Raw genomic sequence first — 9,255 nt, 5'->3', positions numbered from 1 at the left:
GGCGCTCGCGGTCGACTGGGTCACCGAGCCGGTGGTGTCACGCGGCAGCACGGGTGCGACCGCGGCCATGGCATTGCTCTGCGGCGTCGAGCGGACGCGATCGGTGGTGCCTTCGCCGAATTTGAGCAGCCGCGCCGACGTCTCGGCCTGCTCGCGCTCGAGCCGGTCCAGCCGGTCGCCAGTATCCGTCATGAGACCTTGGCCAGCCTTGGCAATCTGGTCGACATTGGCTTTGAGCGTCTCCACATCGCCGCTGATCCGCGTCACCGAGGCCTGCACATCGGGATCGGCCGATGCCGAGGCGGCGACATCGCCACCCGTGCGCATCATGACCGAGGTGGCGAGCGCGCCGCCCACGGCGCCCGCAATGGCGGCCACCGCGACCGAGGCGGCCAGCGCGCTGACCTGGCGCTTGCCCTTGATGACCTTCGCCGCCGCGGCGGCTGCCGGCTTCGGGCCGGCCTCCGCCTTGGCGACGGCCTCGGCCTTCGGTGCGGGACGCTTGACTTTGGCCGATGCGCGGGCCGCAAAGGCGGCGAAGGCCAGAACCTTGCCGGCGAGACCGGAGACATTGAACTTCGCGGCTGCCGCCTTGGGCGCCTCGGACTTGGCCGGTTCCGCGGGCGGGGCCGGCTCGGTCGCTTTCGGCGGCACCAAGCCCTTGATTTCCCAGGCACGTTCGCCGAGCGGGGTGACCGTGACCTTGCCGCCGGGCATGCGCGGCGTCTCAACCTTGGTCATGTCGGCTTTGGCATCGGCCTTTGCTGGTTCGGCTTTCGCCGTCTCGGGCGCAATGGAAGACATGCGGCGCTTCTCCGCTGGTTGTGGCTGGAATTCCGCTTTGCCTAGGGGCCCCGTGCCGTCCTTCGGACGCGAAGAAACGGCCGAGAGCCTGGCAAGCGGGGCCATATCTGGCTTGCCGAGGTCGAAGGGCTTGAACGCCTCGGGCGCCTTGGCTGCGAGCGATGCGATACTGATCGGTTCGCTGCTGGCAGTCGTCTTGGGTGGAGACGTGGACAGTCCCCCCTTCGCCAGCTCCGGGGCGCTCAAAGGGGTCGATCCGGAGAGGCTGCCGGGTTCAACGCGAGACTGTTCGGGCATCGGCTCACTCACACACGTTCAAAGTCCCAGGGATTGATTGACCATTTGGTAACCATGCATTGCTTGCGAAAACGTTACCCCGTGGCCGGCTTGCGAAAAAGTTAGGAACTTTTCCGGGGCGAAATTTGGTCCGATTAGCGGAGCAGAGGTGGCAGCGGCTGGGTTAATTGGGAGCCGATGCTGCATTGCGGTACCATTCAGGGGCCGTTGGCTGGATTGAAGCCCGCTTTGCGGACTAACATGGCAACCGCAGGTCGATAAGAAACGACGATGGGGCATTGTGCGACGGCGGGAAGAGCCGGGCGTCGAGACCAAGGCATCGCAACATGGCCATCGAAAAGTGCATCAATGAATATTCCGCCGGTGACGTCATTTTCGAGGAAGGCTCGACGGGACGCGAGTTGTTCGTCGTGCTCGACGGCAAGGTCGACATCGCCAAGACCGACGGCGCATCCCGCACGATGATCGTCTCGCTCGGCAAGGGCGAATTTTTTGGCGAGATGGCCGTGATCGACGGCTCGGCGCGCTCGGCAACCGCGATCGCGGCGACGCCCGGCACGCGGGTGATGCGCATCAACCACGCCCGCTTCGTGTATCTCGTCAGCCAGCAGCCGGCATTCGCGCTGATGGTCATGGATGCACTCAGCAAGCGCCTGCGCGCCTCCAATCTCCGCAACTTCGGAAACGCAACGACCTCATGAGCGACCGCAAGCCTATCCCCTTTCCGATTCTCCTGAACAACGAGGTGTGCTCGCTGATCCAGGCGGACGAGGACGTCTATCAGATCCGCTTCAAGAACCGCGCCGCCAACGCGTATCTCATGCGCGGCAGCGCGCGGACGATCCTGATCGATGTCGGGCTTTCGACCAATTATCCGCATCTCGTCGAATGCCTGAACCATGTCGGCTGCCCGCCCGAAACCATCGACATGGTGGTGCTGAGCCACGAGCACCTCGACCACATCGGCGCGGCCTTCCACTTCAACCTGAGCCGCACCTATGTCGCGGCCCATCGCCTGGCCGCCAACAAGATCATGCTGCGCGACGATTTTTCGATGCTGCGAAAAATGTTCAACGAGCCGAACGTCCCGATCAATGTCGATATCTGGCTCGAGGAAGGCAACCTGATCGATCTCGGCAATTTCCGCCTCAACGTCATGCACACGCCGGGCCACACCTCGGCCTGCATCACGCTGTACGACCAGGACAAGGGGCTGCTGTTCGCCGCCGATACCCTGATGCCGGGCGGCGTGATGGGCGGCATCTTCGGCTCCGGCTCGATCGCCGATTACATCCAGTCGCTGGAGCGCATCAAGGGCCTCAATTCGAGGATCCTGCTGTCCGGCCACGGCCGGCTGTCCGACACCCCGCAGGACGATGTCGTCATCGCGCTGCAACGCTCGCACGCGCTGCTGGCCGACACCGCGCAACTGTTCGACGCGCTGGATGCGCGGGCGAACTTCGAGCCGATCATGCAGTCGGTCCGCGATCTCAACAAGCTCGACGACGGCTGAGCGTGCGCTGTCATTGCGAGCGAAGCGAAGCAACGCAGAATTTCCTCCCTGGCAAACAGTCTAGATTGCTTTGTCGCTTCGCGCCTCGCAATGACGCCACCAAGACACACCCTGTGGTTCGGCTCACGAAATTCGATTTTTCGCGCAGGCGATTTTGGCTCTCCGCTCGTCGCGCTGCGCCTTCCAGCGTTGAGGCATTCTGCCTGTCCGGGCAAATCAGTTCAATTGTCTCAGGCCTCGTACTGTCGTCGATTTCGGGTGGCTCCGCCCATCAGCTTTGCCGGGAGGTCACAGGACAAAGACCGACTGGCGCGGCCCATGGCCTGCGGATTTGCGCTCCCCCAGCCGTAGCAGTGCGCCGACCGTCAAACTGACTGCACCGCCAATGGCGATGTCTTCGAGCCGGAGCAGCCCGGTCTGCCCTTGTTGAGGCAGAAGAATGCTGAACAGCACCACCGCGAACAGCGTGAATGCCGCTTGTCCGGCCATGAGGCCCAGGGTGCTGGCCGCATATGTCGAACCAAAGACGACAAAGGGCAAGATCGACCAGTACCAGGCCGGGTGCGGTCCGATGATCGCGACCACGATTGCGCTCGTCAGAAAGCCGGCCAGCGTCCCGGCTTGTTCCTGCCAGAAGGTCCGAACCGCTGATCCTCCGGCGCCGCTCAGGACGGGAAGCACGCCGAGCACCACCCAGAAGGCATGCTCCACTTTGAGAAGCCGCGTGAGCAGAACGGCGAAACCGAACGCCAATCCAGCGCGGAGGGCACGTTCCCTCCAGTTCGACCGGCCGGCGGCAGCAGCGGGTTTCAGCGCGGCGTCGGCTGAACTCGCTTCGTCGGCGGCTGCACGGCTGGACCGAATTGGAATCCAGATCAAGAGTAATGCCGGTTGCGCCACGAAGCCGGCAATGAGCCAGCCCGCGAGATAAGGAAACACGGAGGTCGCGGGGGCTGGCACTGCCACCGCGAGCATGAACACAAGGAGCAACGCGCTCCGGATGGCTGCAATCCGACCCCCGGTCAGCGGAGGAAGCTCCGACAGAAATCCCACCGCAACAGCGCCGCTGACTGCGAGCCAGGGGTTTGCCGAAGCAAGCGTGGCGAGGCTCAACATGATCGCGCCCAGCGCCGTCAGCATGGCAGATTGAACAAACCGGGCTCTTCCTGCCGGGTCATAATTGACGAGCACCTGATGGGCGAAAGTCCCGAATACGGCAAAGCCGGCGAGTTCGGGTTGCCTGAAGACAATCAGTGCCAATGCGAACAGCGATGGGACCGCGATCGCTGCCCGCAACGATCGCCCCAGGCCGGCCAAGCTCCTTTCATGCGCGTTGACCGATTTCATCCTCGTAAGTTCCGGTCCGCCTGGCAGCTCAACGTGCCTTCAGGGTGTTGCCATCTCCGACCGGTGAGCCATCGAGACGAAGGGCGCGGGCCGGTGCCGCACGCGCCTTGCTCGCCGCGAGCACGCTCGCCAACCAACCCTGCGCAATGCCAAGACCGGTTCCAATCAGCAACGAGAGCGGCATGGCTACAATCACATTCTCCCAGTCGAGCCCCATCATCGCTTTGAGCGTGAATGCTCCCGGCACGAGGCTGAGATAAGCGAACGTTGATGCAAAGCCGTAGAACGCGGCGGGGACGATACTGAGGATTGGTTCTGCAGCCGCCAAGACGATCAGGAATGAAGCGACGCCGGCGGTAACGGCGGTTGCAAGCGGTGCGCTGAGCGGCAGCACGCCAGCAGCGACGACAACGGCGACCACCCATGCCATAACGACGCCGAATATGAGAGCGGCCGAGCTGCGCAACGCGGCCTGAAGAGTAGCTCCCGAGTGATCGCAGCTCGCCCAGCCGATGAAAGCCGCCCAAACAAACAGCCCGGGCATTGCGGAGAACGCGAGCACGGAGGCCGCGGCGACAAGCGCCGCGGCCAGTGCTGCTGCTGTCAAGGATGACAGGTTCATTTCGATCACCATTTTTGCAAGGACGTGATCGCTGTCAGTTCAAGATCCATGTCAAGCGGCGATGCCGGTTACTTCCTCGCCGACCGGCATGCCGGGATAGAAGCTTGCGAGCCAGTGGACGATCGCGTGACGCGCGACCGCCGAGTTGCCGAGCTGACAATGCTGCTCCGCGCCCTCGCGCGCCGTGAATATCCGTGTCGTCACCGACCGGGCGCAGACGAGCTCGCGCATGGTTCGATGGACCCAGCCGACATCGAACAGGTGATCCTGCTCGCCTTCGGTCAGCAGGATGTCCTGCTTGACGTTGTGCAGGATTCCGTCGAGCGACTGCTTCGCGATCGCGGTGAGGAAGTCGAACGGCGTCCTGGTGCCGGTAATGTGCATGCCTTGAACGATGCACCATTCGAACACGGAGCTCGGCAGACGCTCCTCGGCCACCACGGCCTCGGTTGCCTTGCGGTCGCCGGCCTTGAACCGCGAGACCAGCTCCTGGGCCTTGCCCGGCCGCATCTGCTTGAGGGTCATGTCGAGGCCCGAATACGACGTCGGCATCGAGATGACATGCTTGATGCGAGGTTCGAACGCGGCCGCACGGATCGACATGTAACCCCCGCAGGAGGCGCCGAGCCAATCGACAGCGTCAAGCTCGAAGTAATCGATCGCCGCCTTGGCAGGCTTTTCCCAGGCGTGATCCATGTAGATTCCCTGCCGCAGGGCGCCGCCCTGGCCGGGCCCGTCGAAGGCGATGACGGTCATTCCGAGTTCGGTCAGCGGAAGCAGGAAGTTGTAGAACTCCTCGACGAAGGAATCGTATCCTCCGGTGAAAATGAACGTGCTGCGTTCCTTGCCCTTGGCCTGGAGCCTGAAGCCCGGCAGGTGTCCGCCGGGATATGGAATTTCGATACGCTCGTAACCGGCGACGCCTTTCATTCCAAGCGCCCAATTGCGCGCAAAGTCGTCGTAGAGCCCGTTGCGCACGTCGCCGGCGGGCAGATAGAACTCCGCGCCGTGATAGTAGGAGGCGGCGTCCAGGTAGCGCTTTTCGGCCTCGGCTTTCTTGGCGACCTCGAGCCAGACCGTGTACCAGGAATCGTAATCCTTGATCCTGGGCGCAATGGCACTCAGCTCCTTCAGGCGCGGCGGTGACTGACCATCCAGCAGCGGCCGGTTGAACGTGTAGTTCATGCCCACGTCAGGCAGCATGTGCAGGAACGGCATGGCTTTCTCCGTTGGCTAGGGTGTAGTTGCGATTGCGAGCGTTGCACCCAGGCGAGCGTTCATGCCAGATCAATCCCGTGGACACCCCGTTGCCAGAAATGCAACACCAAGTCCCCGCGCGAGCACTTTCCGCAGCATTTCCTGAGCGCTTCGAGATCGGAGCCGCGAATTTTGCTGAGCGAACCGCGATTGAACGCGTTGAAGGCTGTGGTCGCGCATCTGAACTCCCCGGTTGGGAAAGTTCCCTCAGCCAACTCAAAGTTTACTCCTTTTGCGCACGCCGCGGATCAACAGAACGCGAGCAGACACTCAATCATGCGCCTGCCCCTTCTCCTTGCTCCAAACCAATCCGGCTGGGTACACGGACGGCTGTCGGCGAGGCTCGGCCGCAGTCCGACTGGCAGCAAACAGCAGACGTTGTCATGCACGCCGTACGCGCTCATGATGCTCGTCTCGCGTCACCAGCGCGTCGATCGACGGAAGGGTGCCCGTGCTGGTCATGCATGATCGGGCATAGGTGATCGTGCAGTGTGTGGTGAGCCGTCGCGGACTGAGCACGATGGTCCGACAGATTTGATTTATCTCAGACCGTATCCGAAGCGCGGGCCCAGCTTCCTTCGGAGGGCAGCGATACGTCCAGACAATTCGGGAGGTGAAGCATGTATCGGCATATTCTCATTCCGACAGATGGGTCGGAGCTGGCGGAGCGTGGGGTGACGCATGGGTTGGCGCTCGCGAAATCCATCGGAGCCAAGGTATTCATCATCTACGTTGTGGAGCCGCTTCTTGCAGTGACAGGCGACTTTGCGAGCGTTTTGGATCGCGCGGAAAATGCAGCCAGGGAGGCTGGCATTCCCTGCGAGACAATCCAGGTGGAGAACGTGCCGCCGCACCAGGCCATCATCGCAGCCGCCGAGGACAAGGGCTGCGATTGCATCGTCATGTCATGGCACGGACGTAGCGGACTTTCCACGCTTCTGATCGGCAGTGTGACAAGCAAAGTGCTGGCCTACGCGAAAACTCCCGTACTGGTTTGTCGGTGAATGTACGGACCGCCGACGGGCGTCTTGCAATGGCGCAGCACTCGGCGGTTGTGCTGAAATCGCACCGTTCGGCAATCGGCGCAGCGCCGACTCTTCCACCATGACGTTTGCGCCGCGGACCGCAGCCGATTTTCCGCCGCGTGACATGGCTCAGGGATGAGCGGCCGCTGCGTCGTCATGGCCGGCTCTTGGTCGAAAGTTGGCCCGGATTCTGCTTTGACAGGGGCGACCTAAGCTGATCCACTTTCGTCCTGCTCCCTCAAACCTGTCCTTAAAGAGCGGTGAAGTGGAGCATGACGCATTCACCCCTGGAGCCGACCCCATGAACGAGCGGGAACTTCGAACCCTGATCGCGGACGTCAAGGACGGGCGCATGTCGCGCCGCAGCTTTGTGCAACGCATGATCGCTTTGGGGCTGACGGCGCCGCTGGCGGGCATGATGTTGACCGATGCGGGCGTGGCGAGGGCCGAGGGCGCGATCTCCTACAAGCCGCCAAAAGCCGGCGGCGGCGGGGTGCTGAAGCTGTTGTTCTGGCAGGCTCCAACCCTGCTCAATCCGCATTTCGCAACGGGAACGAAGGACCAGGAAGCTTGCCGGCTGTTCTATGAGCCGCTGGCCGGATGGGACAAGGACGGCAATCTGGTCCCGATCCTCGCCGAGGAGATCCCGAGCAAGGACAATGACGGGCTCAAGGAAGACGGCCTGTCCATGGTCTGGAAGCTGAAGAAGAACGCCAAGTGGCATGACGGCGTGCCCTTCACCGCGGACGACGTGATCTTCAACTGGCAGTATTCCACCAATCCAGATACCGCGGCGGTCTCGATCGGCAGCTACAAGGACATCAAGGAGATCGAGAAGATCGATGACCACACGGTGCGCTTGACGTTCAAGCAGCCGACCCCGTTCTGGGCCAACGCGTTCGTCGCCTCCTACGGCCTGATCATCCCAAAGCACCTGTTCGCCGATTATATCGGCGCCAAATCCCGCGAGGCGCCGGCGAACCTGAAGCCGGTCGGCACCGGCCCCTATCTGTTCGTCGATTTCAAGCCGGGCGACAGCGTGGCAGCCAAGCGCAACCCCGAGTACCACCAGGAAGGCAGACCTTATTTCGATACCGTCGAATTGAAGGGCGGTGGGGATGCGGTGTCGGCTGCGCGCGCGGTGCTGCAGACCGGCGAATATGATTACGCCTTCAACATCCAGGTCGAGGACGAGATCCTCACGAAGCTGGAGGCCGGCGGCCAGGGCAAGGCGTCCTTGAGCGTCTGCGGCAACATCGAACACATTCAGCTCAACGTCACCGATCCAGCGGTGGAGGTCGACGGCGAGCGCGCCAGCGTCAAGACCAAGCATCCGCTGTTCTCCGATCCGGCCGTGCGCGAAGCGATCAACCTTTTGATCGACCGCGCGTCGGTGCAGAAGTTCATCTATGGCCGCGCCGGCGTCGCGACGGCCGACTTCCTCAACAACCCCGAGCGTTTCCGATCGAAGAACAACAAGTTCGAGTTCAACATCGAGAAGGCCAACCAGGTGCTCGAGGCAGCCGGCTGGAAAAAGGGCAGCGACGGCATCCGCGCCAAGGACGGCAAGCAGCTCAAATTCGTGTTCCAGAGTTCGATCAATTCGCCGCGGCAGAAGAACCAGGCGATCATCAAACAGGCCTGCCAGAAGGCTGGCATCGACGTGGAGCTCAAGTCGGTGGTGGCGTCGGTGTTCTTCTCCAGCGACACCGCCAATCCGGACACCTATTCGCATTTCTACTGCGACATGCAGATGTACCAGACCACGATGCCGCAGGCCGATCCGCAGTTCTTCATGAACCAGTTCACCTCGTGGGAAATCGCCAGCAAGGCGAACAAGTGGCAGGGCCGCAACATCGTGCGCTGGCAGAACAAGGAATATGACGATGTCTATCACCAGGCCGAGACGGAGCTCGATCCGGTGAAGCGCGCGGCGATGTTCATCAAGCTCAACGACCTCGTCGTCGCCGACCGCTACATCCTGCCGGAGATCAATCGCAAGCTCGCAATCGGGCTGAAGAACGGCATGGTGGTTCACGAAAGCGGCTGGGACAACGATCTCTGGCAGATCGCGAACTGGTACCGGGAGAGCTGATCAAGCCGCGCGACGCGCCTTGCCATGATCAAACAATGGTCCTGAGGGGAAGCGAGTGGGAAACTATCTTCTCAGACGCCTCATCATCGCTCTTCCCAGCCTGCTCGGCATCAGCCTGATCCTGTTCGTGCTGCTCGCACTCGCCCCCGGCGATCCCTTCGGCGAGCTCGCGACCAATCCGAACATTCCGCCCGAGGTCCGCGAGGCGCTGCGGGTGAAGTTCGGCATGGACGATCCGATTCTCGTCCGCTATCTCCACTGGCTGGTCGCCATGCTGCATGGCGACTGGGGCTTT

At 62.3% G+C, this 9,255-nt stretch carries 8 protein-coding genes and 1 pseudogene; 5 read left to right on the top strand and 4 right to left on the bottom strand.

Features of this window, described 5'->3' with window-relative positions; translation table 11 throughout:
• A partial coding sequence (locus tag JOZ76_RS15900; protein ID WP_291699567.1) for a hypothetical protein occupies positions 1-804 on the bottom strand: 804 nt, incomplete at its 3' end.
• A gap of 623 nt (positions 805-1,427) precedes the next feature.
• On the opposite strand from JOZ76_RS15900, the gene JOZ76_RS15895 reads away from it, so the two are divergent.
• Complete coding sequence (locus JOZ76_RS15895) at positions 1,428-1,802, top strand: Crp/Fnr family transcriptional regulator (RefSeq protein ID WP_291699565.1); 375 nt, start codon at positions 1,428-1,430, stop codon at positions 1,800-1,802.
• Positions 1,799-2,614 (top strand): MBL fold metallo-hydrolase, encoded by an 816-nt coding sequence (locus JOZ76_RS15890; RefSeq protein ID WP_291699563.1) that lies wholly within the window; start codon positions 1,799-1,801, stop codon positions 2,612-2,614. The genes JOZ76_RS15895 and JOZ76_RS15890 overlap by 4 nt, the downstream gene beginning before the upstream one ends.
• Positions 2,615-2,902: 288 nt before the next feature.
• Here JOZ76_RS15890 and JOZ76_RS15885 read toward each other — a convergent pair whose 3' ends face one another.
• Genes JOZ76_RS15885 through JOZ76_RS15875 form a run of 3 tightly spaced genes read right to left on the bottom strand, consistent with a single transcriptional unit; the run spans position 2,903 to position 5,801 of the window.
• Positions 2,903-3,961, bottom strand: a complete 1,059-nt coding sequence (locus tag JOZ76_RS15885) for an FUSC family protein (protein WP_291699561.1) — start codon at positions 3,959-3,961, stop codon at positions 2,903-2,905.
• Between the two features lie 28 nt (positions 3,962-3,989).
• Positions 3,990-4,595 carry a DUF1097 domain-containing protein gene (locus tag JOZ76_RS15880; protein WP_291699560.1) on the bottom strand — a complete coding sequence of 202 codons (606 nt, stop codon included), beginning with the start codon at positions 4,593-4,595 and terminating at the stop codon, positions 3,990-3,992.
• A gap of 39 nt (positions 4,596-4,634) precedes the next feature.
• Entirely contained in the window at positions 4,635-5,801 is a 1,167-nt protein-coding gene (locus JOZ76_RS15875; RefSeq protein WP_291699559.1) for an alpha/beta hydrolase family protein, read from the bottom strand.
• 659 nt (positions 5,802-6,460) lie between these two features.
• On the opposite strand from JOZ76_RS15875, the gene JOZ76_RS15870 reads away from it, so the two are divergent.
• From JOZ76_RS15870 to JOZ76_RS15860, 3 genes and pseudogenes are all read left to right on the top strand, one after another.
• Complete coding sequence (locus tag JOZ76_RS15870; protein ID WP_291699558.1) at positions 6,461-6,844, top strand: universal stress protein; 384 nt, start codon at positions 6,461-6,463, stop codon at positions 6,842-6,844.
• A gap of 322 nt (positions 6,845-7,166) precedes the next feature.
• Positions 7,167-8,960, top strand: coding sequence for a peptide ABC transporter substrate-binding protein (locus tag JOZ76_RS15865; protein WP_291699557.1), 1,794 nt, complete (start codon positions 7,167-7,169; stop codon positions 8,958-8,960).
• A 55-nt stretch (positions 8,961-9,015) separates the two neighbouring features.
• Positions 9,016-9,255 (top strand): annotated as a pseudogene (locus JOZ76_RS15860) (ABC transporter permease); the annotation flags it as partial.

Source organism: Bradyrhizobium sp., from assembly GCF_019244115.1.
Classification (GTDB): domain Bacteria; phylum Pseudomonadota; class Alphaproteobacteria; order Rhizobiales; family Xanthobacteraceae; genus Bradyrhizobium.
This window is presented reverse-complemented; position numbering and strand designations above follow the sequence as displayed.

What these genes read in the sequence shown, in the direction of transcription:
- JOZ76_RS15895 (WP_291699565.1), top strand. Translation starts at nt 1,428, where the DNA reads ATGGCCATCGAAAAGTGCATCAATGAATATTCCGCCGGTGACGTCATT.
- JOZ76_RS15890 (WP_291699563.1), top strand. Translation starts at nt 1,799, where the DNA reads ATGAGCGACCGCAAGCCTATCCCCTTTCCGATTCTCCTGAACAACGAG.
- JOZ76_RS15885 (WP_291699561.1), bottom strand. Translation starts at nt 3,961, where the DNA reads ATGAAATCGGTCAACGCGCATGAAAGGAGCTTGGCCGGCCTGGGGCGA.
- JOZ76_RS15880 (WP_291699560.1), bottom strand. Translation starts at nt 4,595, where the DNA reads ATGGTGATCGAAATGAACCTGTCATCCTTGACAGCAGCAGCACTGGCC.
- JOZ76_RS15875 (WP_291699559.1), bottom strand. Translation starts at nt 5,801, where the DNA reads ATGCCGTTCCTGCACATGCTGCCTGACGTGGGCATGAACTACACGTTC.
- JOZ76_RS15870 (WP_291699558.1), top strand. Translation starts at nt 6,461, where the DNA reads ATGTATCGGCATATTCTCATTCCGACAGATGGGTCGGAGCTGGCGGAG.
- JOZ76_RS15865 (WP_291699557.1), top strand. Translation starts at nt 7,167, where the DNA reads ATGAACGAGCGGGAACTTCGAACCCTGATCGCGGACGTCAAGGACGGG.